Raw genomic sequence first — 24,497 nt, 5'->3', positions numbered from 1 at the left:
AGCCCCGGTTGTACCGTTTTCTGTGTGTTATCCCGCAAACAGGCCCGTGGCGACGCCGAGGGCGGCCAGTATCAACAGTAAAATCATCGCTTTCACTGGTGATACACCGCGCTTGGCCATCAGATACCAGGTACCAAGCACCACAATCAGCGGCAGTAACTGCGGGAAGATACCGTCCAGCATCTGTTGAACATGGATATTCACCCCATCTTTGGTAATAAACTCCAGTCCGGTGCCAAGTTTAACGTAGCTGGCCGCTACGCCCCCCATGACAAACACACCCAGCAGCGATAACGCTTCACGCAGACGGGCAGACTTGCTGCTCACCAGCATTTCCACCGAGCCAGAACCCATTTTGTAGCCTTTCAGGAACAAGAACCACGAGCCGGGAATGATGATGGCCAGCCAGGCAACGGTATAAAACAGCGGCCCCAGAATGTTACCGCCGGCCGCCAGGGCCATGCCGATGCTGAGCAGGATAGGGATCAGCATGCCAGGGATCATTGAATCGCCGATCCCGGCAATAGGGCCCATCAGGCCAACCTTCAGGGTATTGATGGTCTCCCCATCGATCGGCTCACCGTTCGCTTTTTTCTCCTCCAGCCCCAGCACCATACCGTTTACGATCGCGCCTATCTGGGGCTCCGTATTATAGAATGAGGCATGACGGCGCAGCATTTCAGTACGTTGGGCTGCGTCGGGATAGAGCTTTTTCGCCACCGGAAGCATACTCAGACAAAAGCCAAAAGATTCCAGACGTTCAAAACTCATCGATGACAAGTTGTGCATCATCCATGCGCGCCAGCAGCGGCGAAGATCTTTACGCGTAAGTGTACGTTCTTCCATCAGAATTCATCCTCCTCATCATCGGCTACCGACTTTGCATTCGCGGCCTGCGGCGGTTCCGGTTTGTAGTTGTAATGGATCAACGCCAACAGCGAACCGACGATCACCAGCGCGACCATGTTGAGTTTTAAAAATACGATGCAGACAAAACCGACGAGGAAGTAGATCAGCATGGTGTAGTTTTTGATGATCTGCTTCAGCAAAATCGCGATCCCGACGGCGGGTAAAATGCCGCCCAGTACGTTCATCGTTGACAGAACTATTTTCGGCAAGCTGTCCATAAAACCGCTGATGTATTGCGCGCCGAAGTAAACCGCAATAAAAGTCGGTACAAAACGCAGGACAAAGTTTGTCACCTGTGGCCAGATGGCGCTATTCAGGTAAATACCGCGTTCGTCGCCCCGTTCCAGCGCCACATCTGCCCGGTGATTCCAGAAAGAGTTCAGTACCATCATCGCGTTAAACAAAATGGTTCCGGCGATACCGATGGTCGCCGCCAGCGCGACCGCGACCTCGGGGCCTTTTCCTGAAAGGATCCCTAGGGCGATTGCGGGGTAAGCAACAAAGTTGAGATCGGCCGGCATCGAACCGCCAGGCGTTACCATCGCGATATACACCGCCTGAACCGCGACGCCAATCATGATCCCGGTTTTAATGTCGCCAAGAATTATCCCGACCAGCATTCCGGAAATCAGCGGGCGGGTGATCAGATACCAGCCGCCGGTCAGCCCCAGAAGCCAGGGACTGCTGAGGGCGCCGAGATAGCAAAGTATGCCAATCAACGTAGCTTCGATAATCATCGTGCGCTCCTTATTTCAGCTTCTGACGTGCGTCCTGCCAGCTGTAGCAACTGGCATCAGGAACCAGGCGAAACTCAACCAGGTGCCCATGTTGCGTCAGCCAGTCAAAGGCGGCAATTTCATCCCCGTTGACCGACTGATTCGGGCCGATGGTGGTGGTATCAGCACGCGCGCTCATCGGACCCACATTAATCTTGCCGTTGGCATTTTTCAGGCTGATACCTGCTTCTTCAATGCGTTTGAGCGTGACGGGTGATTTGCCAATGACGAAATAACGTTTCTCGCTGGCAATGACTTTTGGCAATTTTTCAATCGCGGTGGCCGTATCAAACAACCAAACTTTGGTGTCCTGTACGGCGCCTTTCATCACCGAAGAGAGCAAAGGGTCGGCCGCGACGGCGTCGTCTATAGCGACGATCCCATCACAGGGCAGCTCTTTGGCCCAACGTGTCACGAGCTGCCCATGGATTACGCGGTCATCGATACGTACAAAAGAAATACTCATAGTGTTTTCCTTTAAAAATCGTCGGACTGAACGGATAAAACCGGGGCGGCTTTAATCAGCGTGGGTATCGTCAGCGCCAACAGCTCGACGGCTGCGGCGTGAACATCCGTTAAATGGCAAATCTCCTCGCTTTGTAACAGCATCGGGAAATTGACCCCCGCTACGACGGCAACGGGAGGAACCGTTTGTGAAGAAAAAGCATGATGGCAGGCGACATTCCACGGCGTACCGCTTTGCATGTCACACAGCACCAGTACGCCGTCAGCGTCTTTTCCGGCACTGGTGAGAACCTGAGAGAACGTCGCTTTAAACCCTTCGATACCTGCCTGTTCACTCAGCGTGACGGGGTAAACATGCGGTAATTCTCCATAAACCATACGACCGCTGGCGAGAAGCGCGTCCGCCAGGGGACCATGGGTGGCAACAATTACGTTAATCATGCGCTTATCCTCTAACCCAGGCTTTAATCGTGGCGAGCTGTTGACCGACGCCTTTGCCAAACGGCGAAATACGATATTCTCCGACGGCGGCAGGGATGATAAAGGTCTCTGCATAGTTGACGACAAAGGGGGGAAACGCACCGCTCGGGCTTTCAACAACGGCCTGCGCACCTTCGACCAGGTTCAGGACGTTGACGCCGCCATGGGTATGGTGAGTGACCGGTGCCGTAAACCAATGGCGACGCGTTTCGATAAATTCGCGTTCGTGCATTCCGGTTCTTTCTTCCCGCCAACCCTCCCCTTCAGCCAGGGGTTCAATACGGTTGACGAGGTTGTCGTGCACCCATTGCGTGTCTCGCTGCCAGTCAATAACCTGCTGACCGTGATCCAGATGCACCGGACGCGGTAAGCCGTCTAACCCTAAGCGGCCCCAATCCCACAGCTTGAAGGTGAAGATATAGGGCGTTGCGCTGATCTCCAGCACCATGGTTCCTGCACCCGAGCAGTGTACGGTTCCGGCGGGGATCAGGAAGTGATCGTGTTTATGTGCGGGGATCTGGTTAACGAATCGTTCATCATCAAAGGTTTTTTCGCCACGACCCGCAGCCCGGAGGTCGTCGAGCATATCCTGCGGTGCGATCCCGGTTTTGGTCCCGAGATACACCACGGCGTCCGGCTCGGCTTCGAGAATGTAATAGCTCTCATCCTGGGTATAGTGCATACCAAACTGCTGTTGAATGTACTCCGTGAGAGGATGAACCTGAAAGCTCAAATTCTGGCCGCCAATAGTGTCGAGGAAGTCAAAACGGATGGGGAATTCCGCGCCAAAGCGTGCGTGAACTTTTTCACCCAGCAGGGGGCGGGGACAGGTCAGCACCAGATCCTGAGAGGGGATCTCGATCCGCACGTTGCCAAAACGCAGTAACAGGCTGTTTTCCTCGGGCACGCAATCAAAACACCACGCGTAATTGGGGGCTGAGGGATCGAGATCGAAGCGTTGTTTCATCCATTGCCCGCCCCAGACGCCTGGGTCAAAGAAAGGGGCAACGCGAAACGGTTGTTCGGTGGTTTGTTGCAGACCGGCGCGTAACGCGTCGCCGCTGACCATCGCGGGACTATTTTCTACCGTGGTATCGAGCAAATAATCGGCGCGTTTGAGTAACGGCGTTTTGTGTTTGTCGAATACCCGCCATTCAATGAAAAAAGCACGTTTGTAACGACGAAGAATATCTTCATCCTGGTTTTCTGCACCCCAGTTACCCAGCCCGTTATGACGCATACGCTGTTGAATTTCCCAGCGCGGAAGATCGGCATAAACCAGTACGTCACCAGGGTGTGCCAGCGCAGCGCCCGAGCCGTACACGACAACCAGCCCTGTGGTAACGGCATCAATCTGTTGGCGGAGTTGGCTGAGTTTGTCGCTATCAAAAAATTCATCCAGGTGATGACAGGAGAGAACGCCGAATACGCGATCGTCGGTAAGGTTACGCGCCAGTAAATCATGCAGGGCCTGCTCATCGCGGCGGGCGGATTCAATATTTAGCACCAGTGCGGTATCTAATGTCGTAACAAGCTGTTGCTCCAGCTCGTCAAGCCGCACGCCCGGATAGCAATCCACGATCAATACGGTTTTGGCGGCGGTAGAAACCCTGGTGTTAAGCACTGAATGAATTGACGACCAACCCTGCCAGGCGTGGTTGTCATAGCCCTGAACGTTAACCTCAGGGAATTTATTATAGGTTGTACGCATATTCTGTCTCCGTGTTGGCTTATTTAAGATTAATCGATTAACCTTATTTTCATAGTGTGGTTAACGCGATTAACCCGCCATAATCAGAATCCAGTGCGGTGAAATGCACGTTAGCGTGATGTGAATCACACGTAAAAAGGCAATATTTCGGTTATTCGATTAACCTTCGAAATAAACAGGAGAGGTCATGACTACAGTCACGCTGGCGCAGGTTGCTGAACGCGCGGGAGTCTCCACGGCAACCGTTTCAATGGTGTTGCGTAACCGGGGGCGCATTTCTCAGGTCACACGTGACAGGGTGCTCAAAGCGCTGGACGATGCCGGCTACGTTTATAATCAAACCGCCGCCAACCTGCGTAACCGGAGCAGTAATCAGGTCGGATTGTTGTTACACGATATCACTAACCCTTTTTACGGTGAGATGACTGCAGGGCTAAGCCATGAGATGGAGCGGCATGACCTGCTTCTGTTTCTGGCAAACAGTGAAGAGTCAGGAGAAAGGCAGCAAAAATTTGTCGACTCGTTGATGCGCAATAATGCCTGCGGCATGGTGCTCTGCGCGGCGCGTGAAACACCGACCTCCTTCTTCGAGGCGCTGAAAAGGCGCAATATTCCCGCCATCATGGTGGTTCGCCCTCTTAGCGACCCTGATTTTGATTTTGTGGGAACCGACAACTTTCTCGGTACGCAAATGGCCACCACCCATTTAGTCAAAATGGGGCATAAGAATATTGCGTTTATCGGTGGTAGCCCAAGTTCCGGGAGCCGGGCACAGCGTATCGGTGGATTCACCAGCACGTTGCTGGAGCAGGGAATATCGCCGAATCCGCAATGGATAGTGGCGACGCAGGCCAGCCAGATTGACGGCGCAAAAGTGGCAGAGTCGCTTCTTATGCGGTTCCCGGAAATTACTGCCGCCGTTTGTTATCAGGATATTGTGGCGCTTGGGGTTATGCAGGCATTACGTAAAATGGGGCGTGAACCAGGGCGCGATTTTGCGCTGGTGGGGTTCGATGACATCACCGAAGCGGCGCTGGTACAACCTGCGCTCACCACCGTGTCGGTGGCCGCAAAAGAGATAGGTCGCAAGGCTGGGGAGCTACTTTATAGTCGCATTCAGGGAAATGACGAACCTCCGAAACGCATTATTCTGCCACCTGCGCTGGTGGTCAGAGAATCATGTGGTTTTCGCTGATCGTCATGCCTTTTACTGATATCTCTCCCTGTTTATCATTAAATTCTAATTATCGACGTTTTCGGCTGGCGGCGCAGCGATGTGCTGGTTAATCTGAAAACGATTTACGTAAAATTAACAAAAGAGAATAGCTATGCATGATGCACAAATCCGCGTTGCCATCGCGGGAGCCGGAGGGCGCATGGGGCGTCAGTTGATTCAGGCCACTCTTGGCATGGATGGCGTACAGCTCGGCGCGGCGCTGGAGCGCGAAGGTTCTTCTTTGCTGGGAAGCGATGCCGGAGAATTAGCGGGAGCCGGTAAAACGGGCGTTACCGTGCAAAGTAGTCTTGAGGCGGTGAAAGATGATTTTGATGTTTTCATCGATTTTACTCGCCCGGAAGGCACGCTGGCGCATCTGGCGTTTTGCCGCCAGCACGGTAAAGGGATGGTGATTGGCACCACCGGTTTTGATGACGCGGGCAAACAGGCTATTCGTGATGCTGCGCAGGACATTGCTATCGTTTTCGCCGCGAACTTTAGCGTTGGCGTTAACGTCATGCTTAAGCTGCTGGAGAAGGCGGCGAAAGTGATGGGTGATTACACCGATATTGAGATTATTGAAGCCCATCACCGTCATAAAGTGGATGCGCCGTCAGGCACTGCGCTGGCGATGGGGGAGGCGATTGCCGGGGCGCTGGATAAAGATTTAAAAGAGTGTGCCGTCTATTCGCGTGAAGGTTACACCGGTGAGCGCGTACCCGGTACGATCGGTTTTGCCACGGTGCGGGCGGGAGATATCGTTGGTGAGCATACCGCGATGTTTGCCGATATTGGCGAGCGCATTGAGATCACGCATAAAGCCTCCAGCCGCATGACCTTTGCCAATGGCGCAGTACGATCGGCAATTTGGCTGAAATCAAAGTCAAACGGTCTTTTTGATATGAAAGATGTGCTTGATTTACGCAGTTTATAACTTTTATTACCCTTCGTGATGTGGTTATTGTAATCATAACTATTTGATTACATAGGGCAATATTTTATTGCCCTTTTATTTTTCGTTTTTTAATTTGATTTTTTATTTAATGGCCTGTTTGTTGGTGTTTTGCATGGTTATTTTGTTATTTCAATGTAAATTTTGACCAAGCGGTCCACTTTTATCTATCGCGCTTCCTGTTTTTACACTCTTTATCTTCCGCAAGCGTTTTCTACCCCAAGTTAGCTGATCTTTTTGCCTGTTAAATCGTGTGTTTTATCCCAGTGGCGTAAAATAATAATAAAAAATGCCCTTTTGGGTAGACTTTTACGTGGGCTATCTCTAGAATGCCGCCGTTTGCCAGAAATCCATAGGTAAGCAAATTTGCATTGATTCATGAAGTGTTAATGAATTAATATGCAAATAAAGTGAGTGAATATTCTCTGGAGGGTGTTTTGATTAAGTCAGCGCTATTGGTTCTGGAAGACGGAACCCAGTTTCACGGTCGGGCCATAGGGGCAACAGGTTCGGCGGTTGGGGAAGTCGTTTTCAATACTTCAATGACCGGTTATCAAGAAATCCTCACTGATCCTTCCTATTCCCGCCAAATCGTCACTCTTACTTATCCTCATATCGGTAATGTCGGCACCAATGAAGCCGATGCAGAATCTTCTCAAGTACATGCGCAAGGCCTGGTCATCCGCGACCTGCCGCTGATTGCCAGCAACTTCCGCGATACCGAAGACCTCTCTTCTTACCTCAAACGCCATAATATTGTGGCAATTGCCGATATCGATACCCGTAAGCTGACGCGTTTGCTGCGTGAAAAGGGCGCACAGAACGGCTGCATTATCGCGGGTGATAACCCGGATGCGGCGCTGGCGCTGGAAAAAGCGAAAGCCTTCCCGGGGCTGAACGGTATGGATCTGGCGAAAGAAGTGACCACCGCGGAGCCTTATAGCTGGACACAAGGTAGTTGGACGCTGGCCGGTGACCTGCCGGAAGCTAAATCTGCCGATGAACTGCCGTTCCACGTAGTGGCCTACGATTTCGGCGCTAAACGTAACATTCTGCGTATGTTAGCGGATCGCGGCTGCCGCCTGACGGTTGTGCCGGCGAAAACCTCTGCTGAAGATGTTCTGAAGATGAATCCGGACGGTATCTTCCTGTCCAACGGTCCTGGCGATCCGGCGCCGTGCGACTACGCGATTACCGCGATTCAGAAATTCCTCGAAACCGATATTCCGGTATTTGGCATCTGCCTCGGCCATCAACTGCTGGCGCTGGCAAGCGGTGCGAAGACCATTAAGATGAAGTTTGGCCACCACGGCGGCAACCATCCGGTAAAAGATATTGATAACAACACCGTGATGATCACCGCTCAGAACCACGGTTTTGCGGTCGATGAGGCCTCCATGCCTGCCAACCTGCGCGTGACCCACAAGTCGCTGTTCGACGGCACCCTGCAGGGGATTCATCGTACCGACAAACCGGCGTTCAGCTTCCAGGGGCACCCTGAAGCAAGCCCAGGTCCACACGACGCTGCGCCGCTGTTCGACCACTTTATCGAGTTAATTGAGCAATACCGTCAGTCCGCGAAATAATCAGGAGTAAAAGAGCCATGCCAAAACGTACAGACATAAAAAGTATCCTGATTCTGGGCGCGGGTCCGATCGTTATCGGTCAGGCGTGTGAGTTTGACTATTCCGGCGCGCAGGCGTGTAAAGCCCTGCGTGAAGAGGGTTACCGCGTTATTCTGGTGAACTCCAACCCGGCGACCATCATGACCGACCCGGAAATGGCCGATGCCACCTACATCGAGCCGATTCACTGGGAAGTGGTACGCAAAATCATTGAGAAAGAGCGCCCGGATGCGGTGCTGCCAACCATGGGCGGTCAGACGGCGCTGAACTGTGCGCTGGAGCTGGAACGTCAGGGCGTACTGGCTGAGTTCGGCGTGACCATGATTGGCGCGACGGCGGATGCCATTGATAAAGCGGAAGACCGTCGTCGCTTCGACATCGCGATGAAAAAAATCGGTCTCGATACCGCACGTTCAGGCATCGCTCACACCATGGAGGAAGCGCTGGCGGTTGCCGCTGACGTCGGCTTCCCGTGCATTATCCGTCCGTCCTTCACCATGGGTGGCACCGGCGGCGGTATCGCCTACAACCGCGAAGAGTTTGAAGAAATTTGCGAACGCGGTCTGGATCTTTCCCCAACTAACGAACTGCTGATTGATGAATCGCTGATTGGCTGGAAAGAGTACGAGATGGAAGTGGTACGTGATAAAAACGACAACTGCATCATCGTCTGCTCCATCGAAAACTTCGACGCGATGGGCATCCATACCGGTGACTCCATCACCGTTGCGCCAGCCCAGACGCTGACCGACAAAGAATATCAAATCATGCGTAACGCCTCGATGGCGGTGCTGCGTGAAATCGGCGTTGAAACCGGTGGTTCTAACGTCCAGTTTGCGGTAAACCCGAAAAACGGCCGTCTGATTGTTATCGAGATGAACCCGCGCGTCTCACGCTCCTCGGCGCTGGCGTCCAAAGCAACCGGCTTCCCGATTGCTAAAGTCGCAGCCAAGCTGGCGGTAGGTTACACCCTCGACGAACTGATGAACGACATCACTGGCGGGCGGACTCCGGCTTCGTTTGAGCCGTCCATCGACTACGTTGTGACGAAAATTCCACGCTTCAACTTCGAGAAATTTGTTGGCGCTAACGACCGTCTGACCACCCAGATGAAATCTGTCGGTGAAGTGATGGCGATTGGCCGCACCCAGCAGGAGTCTCTGCAAAAAGCGCTGCGCGGTCTGGAAGTGGGCGCGACCGGCTTCGACCCGAAAGTAAGTCTGGATGACCCGGAAGCGCTGACCAAAATCCGCCGCGAGCTGAAAGACGCGGGCGCCGAGCGTATCTGGTACATCGCCGATGCTTTCCGTGCTGGCCTGTCCGTCGATGGCGTGTTCAACCTGACCAACATCGACCGCTGGTTCCTGGTGCAGATTGAAGAACTGGTGCGCCTGGAAGAAAAAGTCACAGACCTTGGCATCAACGGCCTCGACGCTGACTTCTTGCGCGTACTGAAGCGCAAAGGTTTCGCCGATGCGCGTCTGGCGAAGCTGGCCGGCGTACGCGAAGCGGAAATCCGCAAGCTGCGTGACCAATATAACCTGCACCCGGTCTACAAGCGCGTGGATACCTGCGCGGCAGAATTTGCCACCGACACCGCTTACATGTACTCCACTTATGAAGACGAGTGCGAAGCGAATCCAACTCAGGATCGTGACAAGATTATGGTGCTGGGCGGTGGTCCAAACCGTATTGGTCAGGGCATTGAATTCGACTACTGCTGCGTACACGCCTCGCTGGCGCTGCGCGAAGACGGTTACGAGACCATCATGGTCAACTGTAACCCAGAAACCGTTTCTACCGACTACGATACCTCCGACCGTCTGTACTTCGAGCCGGTAACGCTGGAAGACGTGCTGGAAATCGTGCGCATCGAGAAGCCGAAAGGCGTTATCGTGCAGTACGGCGGCCAGACTCCGCTGAAGCTGGCGCGCGCGCTGGAAGCGGCAGGCGTGCCGGTTATCGGCACCAGCCCGGATGCTATCGACCGTGCGGAAGACCGTGAACGCTTCCAGCAGGCGGTTGACCGTCTGAAGCTGAAACAACCGGCTAACGCCACCGTGACCGCCATTGAAATGGCGGTTGAGAAGGCGAAAGAGATTGGCTACCCGCTGGTGGTGCGTCCGTCCTACGTTCTCGGCGGCCGCGCGATGGAAATCGTCTACGACGAAGCCGACCTGCGTCGCTACTTCCAGACCGCGGTCAGCGTTTCTAACGATGCGCCGGTACTGCTGGACCGTTTCCTTGATGACGCGGTGGAAGTGGACGTGGACGCCATCTGCGACGGCGAAATGGTGCTGATTGGCGGCATCATGGAGCACATCGAACAGGCGGGCGTGCACTCCGGTGACTCCGCATGTTCTCTGCCTGCGTATACCCTGAGCCAGGAAATTCAGGATGTGATGCGCCAGCAGGTGCAGAAACTGGCCTTCGAACTGCAGGTTCGCGGTCTGATGAACGTCCAGTTTGCGGTGAAGAATAACGAAGTTTACCTGATTGAAGTGAACCCGCGTGCGGCGCGTACCGTTCCGTTCGTCTCCAAGGCAACGGGCGTACCGCTGGCGAAAGTCGCGGCGCGCGTGATGGCCGGGAAAACGCTGGCACAGCAGGGCGTCACCAAAGAAGTTATCCCGCCGTACTACTCGGTAAAAGAAGTGGTGCTGCCGTTCAACAAGTTCCCGGGCGTTGATCCGCTATTAGGGCCAGAAATGCGCTCTACTGGTGAGGTGATGGGCGTGGGCCGTACCTTCGCGGAAGCGTTCGCCAAGGCACAGCTCGGCAGCAGCTCCACCATGAAAAAACAGGGTCGTGCGCTGCTCTCCGTTCGCGAAGGCGATAAAGAGCGCGTGGTTGATCTGGCGGCGAAGCTGCTGAAGTTTGGTTTCGAGTTGGATGCGACGCACGGCACCGCGATTGTGCTGGGCGAAGCCGGTATCAATCCACGTCTGGTGAACAAGGTGCATGAAGGCCGTCCGCACATTCAGGACCGTATCAAGAATGGCGAGTACACTTACATCATCAACACTACCGAAGGCCGTCAGGCTATTGAAGACTCCAAGCTGATTCGCCGCAGCGCACTGCAGTACAAAGTGCATTATGACACCACCCTGAACGGTGGTTTCGCAACGGCGATGGCGCTGAATGCCGATGCTACCGAGAAGGTGACCTCGGTTCAGGAAATGCACGCGCAGATCAAAAAGTCATAAAAAAAAGGCCCGGTGATAATTGCGCTAACCGGGCCTGCAATATAATTGGGAAAGGGTTTCTGTAAAGAAACCCTTTTTTTATCTCTCATAAGGTCATTCCTGGCCAACCGCGCTTTCATAACCACATTTTCAATGTAATAAGCACGATGTTGCTCACACTAATCAACATTCAAGTCGCATACTATCCATTATATCCACAATTTTAATATGGCTTAGTTTTTATTAATTTGGACAGGCCGTAGCCAGATTTTTAATTTGTGAAATGGTGTGCTTATGTGTGAAAAATATGTTGAAAGACCGCTTTATTTGTTAATTGCTGACTGGATGATGGCTGAAGATCGTTGGATCACAGCAAAGGAAATTTCCCGCCATTTTGATATTGAACACTGCAAAGCAATTAATACGCTCTCTTATATTCTGTCGGAAGTGGGAGAAATTGTTTGTGAAGTTAAGATGATCCCTAATCAAATTGCAGGCCGCGGCTGCCAGTGCCAGCGTTTGGTGAAAGTCATCAGTATTGATTCTCATCTCTACAGACGCTTGAATCACAATTTGCAGGAAAAAAAGGTGAGTGTGGCGAAAACGCCGCGACTGCCAGCGGTTCCCCCAACAGAGCTTAACCGTGAGCAGAAATGGCAGATGATGCTCTCCAAGAGCATGCGTCGATAATGGTGATTTGCCGGATCGGCGTGAGCGCTTCTCCGGCATAAATTACCGTGCTGATTTTGGCTTTACGTCCGTCGTGCCTTTCAGGCGCGGCCGGTTTTTTTCGACCTGCGTTAATGGCAAGGTTTCGTGTAGTCCTGTTTGGCAGCGGATTGCAAGGTCCTGATACTCTTTGGTGTTCAGCCGTTTCCAGTCCAGCTCCTGGTCCGTGACTTCACGCAGTACGCGAACCGGTGAACCAACCAACATCTGCCTTGCCTCTCCCTGAAATCCGGCTTTGACAAAGCTCATGGCGGCGACAATGCTCTCTTCGCCAATCACCGCACCGTCCATAATCACGCTGTTCATGCCAATCAGTGCATCTCTGCCCACCACGCAGCCGTGCAGGATTGCGCCATGGCCGATATGTCCATTCTCATGCACGATAGTGTCGGTGTCGCAGTAGCCGTGCATGATGCAGCTATCCTGCAGGTTAGAACCGGCTTCCAGAATCAGGCGACCATAGTCACCGCGCAATGAGGCGTGTGGACCAATATAAACCCCGGTCCCCACAATGACATCGCCAATCAGCACAGCGCTGGGATGGACATAGGCATCCGGATGTACCACCGGAATCAGGCCCTCAAAGGCGTAATAGCTCATTGTCTTATTTCGGTTTTATTGCCGGATTGCGGCGTAAATACCTTATCCGGCATAGGCACATTAACGACCTTTCCATACCGGATCGCGTTTTTCCGCAAATGCCTGTGGTCCTTCGAGCGCATCTTCCGAGTGCAGCACCGATGGATAGTGCTTCAGCACACCACTGCGGATGTACCGGTAGCCTTCTTCCACCGGCATTTCGCTGGTTGCACGGTAAATCTCTTTCAGCGCGGCGATAGCCAGCGGGGCGCTATTTACCAGCTGCTGCGCCAGTTCGCGCGCGCTATCCATCAGTTCGCTCTGGCTGACAACGCGGTTGACGATGCCCCAGCGCAGTGCTTCTTCGGCGCTCATTCGTCTGCCGGTCATCACCATTTCGTTAACGATTGCCGGTGGCAGCAGTTTAGGTAAACGCAGTACGCCGCCGCTGTCAGGCACGATCCCGAGTTTTGCTTCCGGCAGCGCGAAGCTGGCATTTTCCGCACAGACGATAAAATCCGCCGCCAGCGCCAGCTCAAAACCGCCGCCAAACGCGTAGCCGTTTACCGCGGCGATGACCGGCTTATCGAGGTCGAAAATTTCGGTTAAACCGGCGAAGCCGCCTGGGCCAAAATCGGCATCTGGCGCTTCACCTTCGGCCGCCGCTTTTAAGTCCCAGCCCGCAGAAAAGAATTTCTCTCCGCCGCCGGTGATAATTGCTACGCGTAATTCCGGGTCATCACGAAAATTAAGAAAAGCTTCCCCCATTGCAAAGCTGGTTTTAGCATCAATGGCATTGGCTTTAGGCCGGTCAAGGGTAATTTCCAGGATCGGGCCGTTACGGGTCAGATGTAATGATTCAATCATAGTTCATCTCCAGATAATTAGATTTCCCGGCCGGAGGAATTCCGACCGGAAGGGTTATTTCAGATTTTTTTTGATTATTTTTCCTGAACAATTGCGCGGCAGGTCGGTTCTTATCTCCATAAAAGAAGGAACCTTGAATTTCGCCATATTGTTTTCGCAGAAGCTGAAGAACTCAGCTTCGCTTAATGTTTCACCCTCATTAAGGACGACAAAAGCTTTAATGGCTTCATCACGGATCGAGTCTTTAATACCGACAACCACAATGTCCTGAATTTTCGGATGCGCAGAAATAATATTTTCCAGCTCGACGCAGGAGACATTTTCCCCACCGCGTTTAATCATGTTGCAGCGTCTGTCGACGAAATAAAAAAAACCGTCCGCATCCTGGTAACCCGAATCACCGGTATGTAACCACCCTTCAGGTTCCAGCGCTTTGGCAGTAGCGTCGGGTTGCGCGTAGTACTCTTTGAAGATTGTTTTTCCCGGCACGCCTTTAATGCAGATTTCGCCAATTTCTCCTGCGGGCAGGGGACGGTTGTGATCGTCACGGATTTCGGCTTCATAGCTAAAACCCACGCGACCAATAGAGGGCCAGCGCCGTTTGTCCCCGGGGCGATCGCCAATAATGCCCACGATGGTTTCGGTCATACCGTAGGAGGTCAGCAGTCTGACGCCAAAGCGTTCGATAAAGGCATCTTTTTCCTGTTCGGATAAATTGAGATAGAACATCACTTCGCGCAGGTGATGCTGTCTGTCCGTTGGGGCTGCGGGTTGGACCATCAGCGTTCTGATCATCATCGGGATGCATTCGGTGACCGTCGCCTGATATCTACGCACCTGATCCCAGAACGCCCTGGCGCTGTACTTCTCCACCAGCACAAAGGTGCTGCCTGCGGAGAAGGCAGCCATGGCAGCCGTACACTGACAGTCGATATGAAAAGCGGGCATCACCGTCATATAGACGTCATCATCGCGCAGAGCGATTTGCCAGGAGGTGTAGTAGCCCGCAAAGCGCAGGTTGTAGTGGGTAATCACCACCCCTTTAGGCCGCGAGGTGGTGCCTGAGGTAAACAGAATTTCCGCCGTATCGTCAGTGGATAACGCAGGCGTATAGCACAGATTAGTCGACTGGCGGGCTTGCAGTTGGGTAAAGTGGCTCACGCCGTCGTCAACCGGAAGCTGCTCGCCAATCAGACAGATATGATTTAGCGGAGTGGTATTTTCCAGCCGTATCTGCCGGTACATAGGATAAAACTCGGCACTGGTGACCAGCAGGCTCACCTGGCTGTTTTGCAGGATCCAGGCGCTCTCTTCGCCCAGCAAGCGGGCATTAATCGGCACCATAATGGCGCCAATTTTTGCCAGTCCAAACCAGCAAAAGATAAATTCCGGACAGTTATCCAGATGCAATGCGACCTTGTCGCCCTTGCGGATCCCTAAGGAATGGAAAAGGTTCGCCGTGCGGTTTATCTCTTCATTGAGCGAGGCATAGCTATACTGCCGAACGATTCCTTCGCAGGATTCGAAAATTAACGCCGTTTTATCTCCGTACACCCCGGCCAGGTCGTCCCACATCTGACGTAAGTTTTGTCCGCCAACGATATCCATAATGCTTTATCCACTGAAATCAGGCGTGAGCGCTAACCAACCAGCGGGTCAGCGCGTCGCGTTTATTCCTCAACTCTGGCCAGGCCTTTGCCGACCAGCTCATTTATGTCTGCTTCGCTATAACCAATGTTTTTCAGAATGGCGGCGGTATCCATGCCGTGTGACGGCATGCCACGCCAGATTTTCCCCGGGTTGTTTTTAAATTTCGGCATGATGTTCGGCCCTTTGCAGGTGCGGCCGTCCATCGTTTGCCACTGAGTAATGGATTCACGGGCAACGTACTGCGGGTTGCCTTCCAGTTCAGGAATGGTCAGTACCTTCGCGCAGGCGATATTCAGCTCAGCAAAGCGCGCCTGGACTTCGGCGATGGTGTGCGTTGCCAGCCAGGCGTCCAGTTTCTCTTCCACGAGCGGGCCGTAAGGGCATTCCACGCGATGGATAAGCTGGGTGCCTTCCGGGACTTCCGGTGTGCCAAGAATGTGGGCGAGGCCAATATCCTTGAAGCACTCGTTGATTTGCGTGATGCCGACCAGCTCCATGACGATATAGCCATCGGCGCATTTATAGAGACCGCAGCCAGCGTAATACGGGTCTTTGCCTTTGGTCATGCGTGGACAAATTTCGCCACCGTTGAAGTAGTCCATCATGAAGTACTGACCCATACGCAGCATCACTTCGTACATGGCGATATCAATGCTTTCACCCTTACCCGTTTCGCGTACTTTGTGCAGGGCTGCCAGCGCTGCTGTCGTCGCGGTCATCCCGGAGAAGTAATCGGCGGTGTACGGGAAGGCTGGCATCGGCTGATCAACATCACCGTTTTGGATCAAATAGCCGCTGAACGCCTGTGCGATGGTGTTATATGCCGGAAGATTGGTGTACTCCTCGGTACCAAACTGGCCGAAGCCGGAAAGGTGGGCGATAACCAGTTTTGGGTTATGTTCCCACAGCACGTCATCGGTAATGCCGCGGCGAGCAAAGGCCGGGCCTTTACTGGCTTCAATGAAAATATCGGTGGTTTCCATGAGCTTCAGAAACGCTTCCCGGCCTTCATCTTTGAAAATATTCAGCGACAGGGCGTGCAGGTTGCGGCGTGAGAGCTGTGGATAGTTAGGTTGCACGCGGATGGTATCGGCCCATGCGACGTTTTCAATCCAGATAACCTCAGCACCCCATTCGGCGAACATCTGTCCGGCGAACGGGCCGGCAATTTCGATCCCTGAAAAAACCACGCGTACCCCGGCAAGTGGGCCAAAGGTTGGCATTGGTAAATGATTCATAATTTTGCTCCTGGCATTTTTTGTAGGCCCGGTAGGCGCAGCGCCACCGGGCATGTTGCCGGATGGCGGCGTAAACGCCTTATCCGGCCTACGAATCGTGCTGAATTAGCGGTATTGCTTGAGTACCGCACGACCCAACGTCAGGATCTGCATTTCATCAGAGCCACCAGAAACACGGTCAACGCGCAGATCGCGCCAGAAACGCGTGATGCGATGGTTACCCGCGATACCTACACCCCCCAGCACCTGCATGGCGGTATCGACCACTTCAAACGAAGCGTTGGCGCAGAAGTATTTGCACATTGCCGCATCGCCCGAAGTAATGGTGCCGTTATCCGCTTTCCATGCCGCTTCAAGCAGCATGTTTTTCATGGAATTCAGTTTGATCGCCATATGCGCGAACTTCTCCTGAATCAGCTGGAAGCGGCCGATCGTTTCGCCAAACTGCACGCGCTGATTGGCGTAGCGCGCGGCGTCTTCAAAAGCGCACATTGCCGTACCGTAGTTGGTCAGCGCGACGAGGAAACGTTCATGATCGAACTCTTCTTTCACGCGGTTGAAACCATTACCTTCCCGACCGAACATGTCTTTCTCGTCCAGTTCAACGTCGTCAAAGGTGATTTCACAGCAGCTATCCATGCGCAGACCGAGTTTCTCCAGCTTGTTGACCTTGATACCCGCTTTGCTCATGTCAACGAACCACTCGGTGTAAACAGGTTTATCCGGCGATGCACCATCTCTCGCCATAACCACGATGTACGGGGTATAGGCGCTACTGGTGATAAAGCACTTACTGCCATTAAGATAAACCTTACCATTTTTACGTGTATAAGTGGTTTTCAGGCTGCCAACATCCGATCCCGCTCCCGGTTCGGTGATGGCTGAGTTCCACATCTGCTTACCGGTGCCCTGGAATGCCATGATTTTATCAATCTGCTCTTGGGTACCTTCACGCAGAAAAGTGTTAAAACCGCCCGGCAATTGGTACAACACGTAAGTTGGCGCACCAAGACGACCCAGCTCCATCCAGACGGCAGCGACGGTAACAAAACCCGCTTCCAGACCACCGTGTTCTTCCGGGATCAACAGACTATCAATGCCCATATCCGCCAGCGCTTTTACAAAACGCTCAGGGTAGACGCTGTCACGATCGCACTCGGCAAAATAAGCTTCCCAGTTCTCACTGGCCATCAATTCACGAATACCGGCGACAAACAGCTCCTGCTCGTCATTTAAGTTGAAATCCATCTTTCAGCCTCTTGATCAATTGGGTTAATTAGAATTACTTGTCTTTCCAGTGCACTTTGGCGTCTTTAATAAAGGACAGCGTCACCATGATGTTGACGAAGAACAGCGGGCATCCTCCGGCGATAATCGCGGTCTGAATCGGCTTCAGCCCACCCAGCGCCAGCAGAACGATACCGATGATGCCGACCAGAACGGACCAGCCGATACGTACTAACAGCGGCGGTTCTTCACCATCGCGGACTTCACGACAGGTGGACATCGCCAGGGTGTAAGAGCAGGCGTTAATCAGCGTCACCGTGGCAATAAAGCAGAGGATGAAGAATCCCCACATGGTGGCGGTGCTGAGCGGTAAAGCAGCCCAGGTTTCGATAATGGCGCGCGCCACACCGTGTTGTTCAATCAGCTGCGGGATATTGAGAACGTTTTTATCCATCAGCAGCAGCGTGTTGCTGCCAAGGACTGTCCACAGGATCCAGGTCGACGCGGTCAGGCCCAGCACCATCCCGAAGCACAGTTCACGGACGGTACGACCACGAGAAATACGGGCCAGGAAGATACTCATCTGGATGGCGTAAATGACCCACCACGCCCAGTAGAAGACGGTCCAGCCCTGTGGGAAGCCGCCTTTACCGATGGCATCGGTATAGAACAGCATGCGCGGCAGATACATCAACAGCATGCCGACGGAGTCGGTGAAGTAGTTCATGATGAAGCTGGCGCCGCTGACGATAAACACCCAGCCCAGCATCAGGAAGCTCAGATAGCTACGCACGTCGCTGGCGATCTTGACCCCTTTTTGCAGGCCGCAGGCCACGCAAATGGCGTTCAATATGATCCAGCAGGTAATGATGATTGCGTCGAGTTGCAGCGTATGCGGAATACCGAACAGATACTGCATGCACTCGGTTACCAGCGGAGTGGCCAGACCGAGGCTGGTACCCATCGCGAAGATCAGCGCCACCAGATAGAAGTTATCGACGATGGTGCCGAACAGCCCTTTCGCATGCTTCTCGCCCACTAACGGTACCAGCGTGGAGCTGGGACGGATGACGTCCATCTTGCGCACAAAGAAGAAGTAGGCGAAAGCCACAGAAAGGAAACTGTAGGTTGCCCACGGCAATGGTCCCCAGTGGAACAGGCTGTACGCCAGGCCCAGCTCTTTCGCGCCCGTGGAGTTAGGCGCGAGAGCAAACGGCGGGGTGGAGATGTAGTAGTAGATCTCGATGGAACCCCAGAACAGCACCGCGGCGGATGTACAGGAAGCGAACATCATAAAAATCCAGCTGGCGGTACTAAACTCTGGTTTTTCGTCGCCTAATTTCTTTTTGGCATACGGGCCAAAGACCAACCAGAACCAGCCGAAGAGCATGACGACCATATACCATTCAAATGCCCAGCCCCAGACATTGGTGACATAACTGAATACCGCATTAATAACGACGTTAGCGGCATCGAGATCTCTTACAGTTAGCCAACAAAGTATCCCAACTATTATTAATGGCGGAAAAAAAACCTTCGGTTCAATTCCCGATTTTCTCTTTTCATTTTTCATAAGTGAATTCCAGTGTGAAAACGAAACTTATTTAGCGTGCCCGTGCATGATCGTTTGTTTATTTATTATTAATGATTTGTTGATAACTTTTTAACCTCTGGGAGCGCCTCAGTGAGTAACCCATAATGAGTATTCATATCGGGTGGTTCTGTTATCTTCGTCACACTTTTTTATGCTGAGCAATTCGCTCAAAAATTTGATATTTTTTGTTTATAATCAATTGGTTGGCTGTGGTTTTTTAACTTTTTTAAGTGACTGGTGTTCAATATTGTTGAACCCGCAGACAATATTGAAAATTTTCATATTTGACGTGATTCTTTCAATATTGGTGAGGTGCATAACACTATTGAAAGTTACGAATTTCAATGTGTGACATTTTCAATATTGGTGATTAAGGTTTTATTTCCGAATTAAAGAGCGTGATATCTGTATTTAACACTGCCGATATAAATACGTTTCCTTCATGATTTCTGGAGATGCAATGAAGATAATTACTTGCTACAAATGCGTACCTGATGAACAGGATATTGCGATTAATAATGCTGATGGTTCACTCGATTTCAGCAAAGCGGATGGCAAAATAAGCCAGTATGATCTGAATGCGATCGAAGCGGCTTGTCAGTTGAAACAACAGTCAGGAGAGGCCCTGGTTGTGGCCATGAGCGTCGGCGGCAAAGCGCTGACCAATGCAAAAGGGCGAAAAGATGTGCTTTCCCGTGGCCCAGATGAACTGATTGTTGTTATTGACGAGCAATTTGAGCAGGCGCTGCCACAACAAACTGCCAGCGCGCTGGCTGCCGCCGCGCAAAAAGCAGGTTTCGATCTGCTTATTTGCGGTGACGGTTCTTCCGATCTTTATGCTCAGCAGGTTGGTCTGCTGGTGGGCGAAGCGCTGAACATTCCGGCGATTAACGGCGTGAGTAAAATCCTCTCTCTTACTGACAGCACTTTGACGGTAGAGCGTGAACTGGAAGATGAAGTCGAAACTCTGAGCATTCCGCTTCCGGCGGTGATCGCGGTCTCAACGGACATCAATACCCCACAAATCCCTTCGATGAAAGCCATTCTTGGCGCGGCGAAAAAAACGGTTCAGGTCTGGTCGCCGGCAGACATTGGCCTGAACAGCGCGCAGGCATATTCCGAACAACACGTTGCTGCACCGAAGCAGCGCGAGCGTCAGCGCGTTGTAATTGAAGGTGACGGTGAAGAACAGATTGCCGCATTTGTCGAGAATCTTCGCAAAATCATTTAATTATCAGGGGATGTTATGAACAAATTTTCCAGTATCTGGGTATTCAGCGATACCCCTTCTCGTCTGCCGGAACTGATGAATGGTGCGCAGGCTTTAGGTGAAAAAGTTAACACGTTTGTGCTGAGTGAAGCGGACTGCGCGACGGCATGCCATTTAGGCGCAGATGATGTCTGGTTACTCAGCGGTAAACCAGATGACCGTATGGTCGAAGACTACGCTGATGTGATGGCCGAAACTATTCGTCAGCACAGCGAGGGCGGGGCGGTGCTGCTGCCAAATACGCGTCGCGGCAAGCTGTTAGCGGCAAAACTGGGTTTTCGCTTGTCGGCAGCGGTCTCAAATGACGCCAGTGCAGTCGCCGTGCAGGACGGAAAAGCGGCGGTAAAACATATGGTCTACGGCGGCCTGGCGATGGGGGCAGAAACAATCGCTTCACCGTTCGCCGTGATAACGCTAAGCAGTGGAACGTTTGACGCGCAGCAACCGGATACCGCCCGCAGTAGCGAGGTGCACACCGTATCATGGCAGGCTCCGGCTGTAGCCGTTACTCGTACGGCAACTCAGGCACGTCAGAGCAACAGCGTCGACCTCGACAAAGCCCGTCTGGTGGTCAGCGTGGGACGCGGGATCGGCAGCAAAGAAAATATCTCGCTGGCGGAGGCGCTGTGCCAGACGATTGGTGCCGAGCTGGCGTGCTCCCGTCCGGTGGCGGAAAACGAGAAGTGGATGGAGCACGAACGCTACGTCGGCATCTCCAACCTGATGCTCAAGCCGGAACTGTATCTGGCCGTGGGGATCTCCGGGCAGATCCAACATATGGTCGGCGCCAACGGCGCGCAGACGATTTTCGCCATCAACAAAGATAAAAATGCGCCGATTTTCCAGTATGCGGATTTTGGCATCGTTGGCGATGCACTGAAGATCCTGCCTGCGCTGACGGCTGCTTTAGCGCGTTAAACCATTTCGGGCAGGATGCGAAGGTGTCCTGCCGCTGACAGGAGTACGTATGTCCGAAGATATCTTTGATGCCATCATCGTGGGTGCAGGTCTGGCGGGTTCGGTTGCGGCGCTGGTGCTGGCTCGGGAGGGCGCACAGGTGCTGGTTATCGAGCGCGGCAATTCTGCTGGCGCGAAGAATGTCACCGGTGGGCGCATGTATGCGCATAGCCTGGAGAATATCATTCCCGGTTTTGCTGAGCAGGCCCCCATTGAACGCATCATCACCCACGAAAAACTCGCCTTTATGACCGACAAAGGGGCGATGACCATCGACTATTGCAACGGCGAAGACGCCAAATCGTCGCAGGTTTCTTACTCTGTCTTACGCAGTAAATTTGACGCCTGGCTGATGGAGCAGGCCGAAGAGGCGGGCGCTCAGCTCATCACCGGTATCCGCGTGGATAACGTTGTGCAGCGCGAGGGCACAGTCGTGGGCGTGGAAGCCGATGGCGATATTCTGGAAGCCAAAGTGGTGATCCTTGCCGACGGAGTGAATTCTCTGTTGGCTGAAAAGTTGGGTATGGCAAAGCGCGTCGAGGCATCGCATGTTGCCGTCGGCGTAAAAGAGCTGATCGAGTTGCCGAAATCGGTAATTGAAGATCGTTTCCAGTTACAAGGGAACGAAGGGGCTGCCTGTCTGTTTGCCGGATCGCCCACCGATGGGTTGATGGGCGGTGGCTTTCTCTATACGAATGAAACGACCCTTTCTCTGGGACTGGTCTGCGGCCTTCATCATCTGAAAGATGCGAAAAAATCGGTTCCGCAAATGCTGGAAGATTTCAAACAGCATCCGGCGGTTGCCCCGCTGATCGCCGGTGGCAAGCTGGTGGAATATGCCGCGCACGTCGTACCGGAAGCCGGTATCAACATGCAGCCAGAACTGGTGGGGGACGGCGTATTGATTGCTGGTGACGCTGCTGGAATGTGTATGAACCTCGGCTTTACCATTCGCGGTATGGATCTCGCCATATCCGCAGGTGAAGCGGCGGCGAAAACGGTGCTTTCCGCAATGAAGCGCGACGATTTTAGCAAGCAGTCGCTGGAGGAATACCGTCAGCATCTGGACGAAGGCCCGATGCGCGATATGCGCATGTATCAAAAGCTACCCGCTTTTCTTGATAACCCACGCATGTTTACCGCTTATCCGGAAATGGCGGTCAGTATTGCGCGCGACCTGTTCACCGTGGATGGTTCGGCACCGGTGCCAATGCGTAAAAAAATCCTACGCCATGCGAAGAAAGTGGGCTTCATCAACCTGATGAAAGATGGCCTGAAAGGAGTGACCGTATTATGACATCTCCCGTCAACGTGGACGTCAAACTGGGCGTCAATAAGTTCAATGTGGATGAAGACAGTCCGCATATCATTCTCAAAACCGATCCTGATAAACAGGTGCTGGAGGTGCTGATTAAGGCCTGTCCGGCTGGCCTGTATAAAAAGCAGGATGACGGTAGCGTACGTTTTGATTATGCCGGATGCCTGGAATGCGGAACGTGCCGCATTCTCGGGCTGGATACAGCGCTGGAAAAATGGGAATACCCGCGTGGGACGTTTGGCGTGGAGTTCCGCTACGGCTAAACCTGGTGCCGGATGGCGGCTTCGCCTTATCCGGCCTACAGGAACAATGCGTAGGCCTGATAAGCGTAACGTCATCAGGCATTAAGTTAAAATAAAACAGGACATAACCATGCAGCAGCCCAGGAACTTTGATGACATCAAATTCACCTCTATTCACCGCCGGATAATGCTGTGGGGAAGCGGTGGGCCGTTTCTGGATGGTTATGTGCTGGTGATGATTGGCGTGGCATTGGAACAGCTCACGCCAGCATTGAAACTGGATGCGCAGTGGATTGGTCTGCTGGGCGCCGGTACGCTCGCGGGGCTGTTTGTGGGGACGTCGCTGTTTGGCTACATTTCCGACAAGGTCGGGCGGCGCAAAATGTTCATTATCGATATTATCGCCATTGGCGTGATATCGGCGGCAACCATGTTTGTCTCCTCGCCCGTTGAGCTGTTGGTAATGCGCGTGCTGATCGGTATTGTGATTGGTGCCGACTACCCGATCGCCACCTCGATGATCACTGAGTTCTCCAATACCCGCCAACGCGCTTTCTCCATCGGTTTTATCGCCGCTATGTGGTATGTCGGCGCCACCTGTGCCGATCTGGTCGGCTACTGGTTGTATGATGTTGAGGGCGGATGGCGCTGGATGTTGGGCAGCGCGGTGATCCCCTGTATTTTGATCCTGATTGGGCGTTTCGATCTTCCTGAATCGCCGCGCTGGCTGCTGCGTAAAGGTCGGGTGAAAGAATGTGAGGAGATGATGATCAAACTGTTCGGCGAACCGGTGGTGTTCGACGAAGAAGCGCCGCAGGAGACGCGCTTTCTTCAGCTATTTAATCGCCGTCATTTCCCGTTTGTACTGTTTGTCGCCGCTATCTGGACTTGTCAGGTGATCCCGATGTTTGCCATTTATACCTTTGGTCCGCAGATTGTGGGGCTACTGGGGCTTGGTGCCGGGAAAAGCGCCGCGTTGGGAAATGTGGTAATCAGCTTGTGCTTTATGTTGGGATGCATTCCTCCCATGTTCTGGCTTAATAGCGCGGGCCGACGACCGCTGTTAATTGGCAGCTTCATTATGATGACGCTGGCGCTGGCCGTGCTGGGGTTAATCCCTGATATGGGCGCGTGGCTGGTGGTGCTGGCGTTTGCCGTATACGCATTTTTCTCTGGGGGACCAGGAAACCTGCAATGGCTATACCCTAACGAACTGTTTCCCACCGATATTCGTGCGTCTGCCGTCGGGGTGATTATGTCCTTAAGCCGTATCGGCACCATTGTTTCAACCTGGGCGCTGCCGGTGTTCATCACCAAATACGGGATCAGTAATGTCATGCTGATGGGGGCGGGCATTTCGCTGATCGGCCTGCTCGTGTCCATCGCTTTCGCCCCGGAAACGCGAGGTCTGACGCTGGCGCAAACCAGCCAAATGACGATCCGCAGTAAACCCGTGACCAGGGCGGGTTATTAGGAGTGTTCTGTATTTTCCCTGCAACTCAGTCAG

The 24,497-nt window shown here is 53.0% G+C and carries 21 protein-coding genes; 10 read left to right on the top strand and 11 right to left on the bottom strand.

The features are described from left to right. Window positions 1-27: 27 nt before the first annotated feature. From BZK42_RS15015 to BZK42_RS14995, 5 genes are read right to left on the bottom strand one after another with little or no spacing between them, the layout of a single operon-like run. Window positions 28-846, bottom strand: coding sequence for a PTS system mannose/fructose/sorbose family transporter subunit IID (locus BZK42_RS15015; RefSeq protein ID WP_016151643.1), 819 nt, complete (start codon window positions 844-846; stop codon window positions 28-30). After that, window positions 846-1,646: a PTS mannose/fructose/sorbose/N-acetylgalactosamine transporter subunit IIC gene (locus BZK42_RS15010; RefSeq protein ID WP_046276031.1), complete on the bottom strand. Its 801-nt coding sequence runs from the start codon at window positions 1,644-1,646 to the stop codon at window positions 846-848. Before BZK42_RS15010 ends, BZK42_RS15015 begins: the two co-directional genes overlap by 1 nt. Before the next feature lie 10 nt (window positions 1,647-1,656). Beyond that, window positions 1,657-2,151, bottom strand: a complete 495-nt coding sequence (locus BZK42_RS15005; protein ID WP_003837349.1) for a PTS sugar transporter subunit IIB — start codon at window positions 2,149-2,151, stop codon at window positions 1,657-1,659. Between the two features lie 11 nt (window positions 2,152-2,162). Further along, window positions 2,163-2,591: a PTS sugar transporter subunit IIA gene (locus BZK42_RS15000; RefSeq protein ID WP_016155663.1), complete on the bottom strand. Its 429-nt coding sequence runs from the start codon at window positions 2,589-2,591 to the stop codon at window positions 2,163-2,165. Between the two features lie 4 nt (window positions 2,592-2,595). Beyond that, window positions 2,596-4,341, bottom strand: a complete 1,746-nt coding sequence (locus BZK42_RS14995) for a class I mannose-6-phosphate isomerase (RefSeq protein WP_016155664.1) — start codon at window positions 4,339-4,341, stop codon at window positions 2,596-2,598. A 187-nt stretch (window positions 4,342-4,528) separates the two neighbouring features. Between BZK42_RS14995 and BZK42_RS14990 the strand changes: the two genes are divergently transcribed. From BZK42_RS14990 to caiF, 5 genes are all read left to right on the top strand, one after another. Continuing rightward, a complete protein-coding gene (locus tag BZK42_RS14990; protein ID WP_080859388.1) occupies window positions 4,529-5,536 on the top strand; it encodes a LacI family DNA-binding transcriptional regulator in 1,008 nt (335 codons plus the stop codon). A 133-nt stretch (window positions 5,537-5,669) separates the two neighbouring features. After that, window positions 5,670-6,491 (top strand): 4-hydroxy-tetrahydrodipicolinate reductase, encoded by an 822-nt coding sequence (gene dapB, locus BZK42_RS14985; protein WP_016151648.1) that lies wholly within the window; start codon window positions 5,670-5,672, stop codon window positions 6,489-6,491. 455 nt (window positions 6,492-6,946) lie between these two features. Further along, window positions 6,947-8,095 (top strand): glutamine-hydrolyzing carbamoyl-phosphate synthase small subunit, encoded by a 1,149-nt coding sequence (gene carA / locus BZK42_RS14980; RefSeq protein WP_003018918.1) that lies wholly within the window; start codon window positions 6,947-6,949, stop codon window positions 8,093-8,095. Window positions 8,096-8,112: 17 nt separating this feature from the next. Further along, entirely contained in the window at window positions 8,113-11,340 is a 3,228-nt protein-coding gene (gene carB / locus BZK42_RS14975) for a carbamoyl-phosphate synthase large subunit (protein ID WP_047498316.1), read from the top strand. 273 nt (window positions 11,341-11,613) lie between these two features. Then, entirely contained in the window at window positions 11,614-12,009 is a 396-nt protein-coding gene (caiF, locus tag BZK42_RS14970) for a carnitine metabolism transcriptional regulator CaiF (RefSeq protein ID WP_016151651.1), read from the top strand. Window positions 12,010-12,051: 42 nt separating this feature from the next. Here caiF and caiE read toward each other — a convergent pair whose 3' ends face one another. From caiE to caiT, 6 genes are all read right to left on the bottom strand, one after another. Continuing rightward, window positions 12,052-12,648, bottom strand: a complete 597-nt coding sequence (caiE, locus tag BZK42_RS14965; RefSeq protein WP_080859387.1) for a carnitine operon protein CaiE — start codon at window positions 12,646-12,648, stop codon at window positions 12,052-12,054. Window positions 12,649-12,708: 60 nt separating this feature from the next. Next, window positions 12,709-13,494 (bottom strand): crotonobetainyl-CoA hydratase, encoded by a 786-nt coding sequence (gene caiD, locus BZK42_RS14960; protein ID WP_080859386.1) that lies wholly within the window; start codon window positions 13,492-13,494, stop codon window positions 12,709-12,711. 54 nt (window positions 13,495-13,548) lie between these two features. Then, on the bottom strand, window positions 13,549-15,102 hold the full coding sequence (caiC, locus tag BZK42_RS14955; protein WP_019078348.1) for a crotonobetaine/carnitine-CoA ligase: 1,554 nt from the start codon (window positions 15,100-15,102) through the stop codon (window positions 13,549-13,551). 62 nt (window positions 15,103-15,164) lie between these two features. After that, window positions 15,165-16,382, bottom strand: coding sequence for an L-carnitine CoA-transferase (caiB, locus tag BZK42_RS14950; protein WP_019078349.1), 1,218 nt, complete (start codon window positions 16,380-16,382; stop codon window positions 15,165-15,167). 105 nt (window positions 16,383-16,487) lie between these two features. After that, window positions 16,488-17,630, bottom strand: a complete 1,143-nt coding sequence (caiA, locus tag BZK42_RS14945) for a crotonobetainyl-CoA dehydrogenase (RefSeq protein ID WP_047417246.1) — start codon at window positions 17,628-17,630, stop codon at window positions 16,488-16,490. A 34-nt stretch (window positions 17,631-17,664) separates the two neighbouring features. Continuing rightward, on the bottom strand, window positions 17,665-19,182 hold the full coding sequence (gene caiT, locus BZK42_RS14940) for an L-carnitine/gamma-butyrobetaine antiporter (protein WP_016155669.1): 1,518 nt from the start codon (window positions 19,180-19,182) through the stop codon (window positions 17,665-17,667). Window positions 19,183-19,663: 481 nt separating this feature from the next. Here caiT and BZK42_RS14935 point away from each other — a divergent pair, with 481 nt between their 5' ends. From BZK42_RS14935 to BZK42_RS14915, 5 genes are all read left to right on the top strand, one after another. After that, complete coding sequence (locus tag BZK42_RS14935; protein ID WP_049269136.1) at window positions 19,664-20,434, top strand: electron transfer flavoprotein FixA; 771 nt, start codon at window positions 19,664-19,666, stop codon at window positions 20,432-20,434. A gap of 15 nt (window positions 20,435-20,449) precedes the next feature. Then, window positions 20,450-21,391 carry an electron transfer flavoprotein subunit alpha/FixB family protein gene (locus tag BZK42_RS14930; RefSeq protein ID WP_080859385.1) on the top strand — a complete coding sequence of 314 codons (942 nt, stop codon included), beginning with the start codon at window positions 20,450-20,452 and terminating at the stop codon, window positions 21,389-21,391. A 49-nt stretch (window positions 21,392-21,440) separates the two neighbouring features. Then, window positions 21,441-22,727, top strand: coding sequence for an FAD-dependent oxidoreductase (locus BZK42_RS14925; protein WP_080859384.1), 1,287 nt, complete (start codon window positions 21,441-21,443; stop codon window positions 22,725-22,727). Then, entirely contained in the window at window positions 22,724-23,011 is a 288-nt protein-coding gene (gene fixX, locus BZK42_RS14920) for a ferredoxin-like protein FixX (RefSeq protein WP_000203738.1), read from the top strand. Before BZK42_RS14925 ends, fixX begins: the two co-directional genes overlap by 4 nt. Before the next feature lie 109 nt (window positions 23,012-23,120). Further along, window positions 23,121-24,464: an MFS transporter gene (locus tag BZK42_RS14915; protein WP_019078353.1), complete on the top strand. Its 1,344-nt coding sequence runs from the start codon at window positions 23,121-23,123 to the stop codon at window positions 24,462-24,464. Window positions 24,465-24,497 lie beyond the last annotated feature (33 nt).

Origin of the sequence: Citrobacter braakii, from assembly GCF_002075345.1 — a bacterium.
Classification (GTDB): domain Bacteria; phylum Pseudomonadota; class Gammaproteobacteria; order Enterobacterales; family Enterobacteriaceae; genus Citrobacter; species Citrobacter braakii.
This window is presented reverse-complemented; position numbering and strand designations above follow the sequence as displayed.

Bases quoted from the DNA above. Each gene is read 5' to 3' on its own strand.
- BZK42_RS15015 (WP_016151643.1), bottom strand. From the start codon at position 846: ATGGAAGAACGTACACTTACGCGTAAAGATCTTCGCCGCTGCTGGCGC.
- BZK42_RS15010 (WP_046276031.1), bottom strand. From the start codon at position 1,646: ATGATTATCGAAGCTACGTTGATTGGCATACTTTGCTATCTCGGCGCC.
- BZK42_RS15005 (WP_003837349.1), bottom strand. From the start codon at position 2,151: ATGAGTATTTCTTTTGTACGTATCGATGACCGCGTAATCCATGGGCAG.
- BZK42_RS15000 (WP_016155663.1), bottom strand. From the start codon at position 2,591: ATGATTAACGTAATTGTTGCCACCCATGGTCCCCTGGCGGACGCGCTT.
- BZK42_RS14995 (WP_016155664.1), bottom strand. From the start codon at position 4,341: ATGCGTACAACCTATAATAAATTCCCTGAGGTTAACGTTCAGGGCTAT.
- BZK42_RS14990 (WP_080859388.1), top strand. From the start codon at position 4,529: ATGACTACAGTCACGCTGGCGCAGGTTGCTGAACGCGCGGGAGTCTCC.
- dapB (WP_016151648.1), top strand. From the start codon at position 5,670: ATGCATGATGCACAAATCCGCGTTGCCATCGCGGGAGCCGGAGGGCGC.
- carB (WP_047498316.1), top strand. From the start codon at position 8,113: ATGCCAAAACGTACAGACATAAAAAGTATCCTGATTCTGGGCGCGGGT.
- caiF (WP_016151651.1), top strand. From the start codon at position 11,614: ATGTGTGAAAAATATGTTGAAAGACCGCTTTATTTGTTAATTGCTGAC.
- caiE (WP_080859387.1), bottom strand. From the start codon at position 12,648: ATGAGCTATTACGCCTTTGAGGGCCTGATTCCGGTGGTACATCCGGAT.
- caiD (WP_080859386.1), bottom strand. From the start codon at position 13,494: ATGATTGAATCATTACATCTGACCCGTAACGGCCCGATCCTGGAAATT.
- caiC (WP_019078348.1), bottom strand. From the start codon at position 15,102: ATGGATATCGTTGGCGGACAAAACTTACGTCAGATGTGGGACGACCTG.
- caiB (WP_019078349.1), bottom strand. From the start codon at position 16,382: ATGAATCATTTACCAATGCCAACCTTTGGCCCACTTGCCGGGGTACGC.
- caiA (WP_047417246.1), bottom strand. From the start codon at position 17,630: ATGGATTTCAACTTAAATGACGAGCAGGAGCTGTTTGTCGCCGGTATT.
- caiT (WP_016155669.1), bottom strand. From the start codon at position 19,182: ATGAAAAATGAAAAGAGAAAATCGGGAATTGAACCGAAGGTTTTTTTT.
- BZK42_RS14935 (WP_049269136.1), top strand. From the start codon at position 19,664: ATGAAGATAATTACTTGCTACAAATGCGTACCTGATGAACAGGATATT.
- BZK42_RS14930 (WP_080859385.1), top strand. From the start codon at position 20,450: ATGAACAAATTTTCCAGTATCTGGGTATTCAGCGATACCCCTTCTCGT.
- BZK42_RS14925 (WP_080859384.1), top strand. From the start codon at position 21,441: ATGTCCGAAGATATCTTTGATGCCATCATCGTGGGTGCAGGTCTGGCG.
- fixX (WP_000203738.1), top strand. From the start codon at position 22,724: ATGACATCTCCCGTCAACGTGGACGTCAAACTGGGCGTCAATAAGTTC.
- BZK42_RS14915 (WP_019078353.1), top strand. From the start codon at position 23,121: ATGCAGCAGCCCAGGAACTTTGATGACATCAAATTCACCTCTATTCAC.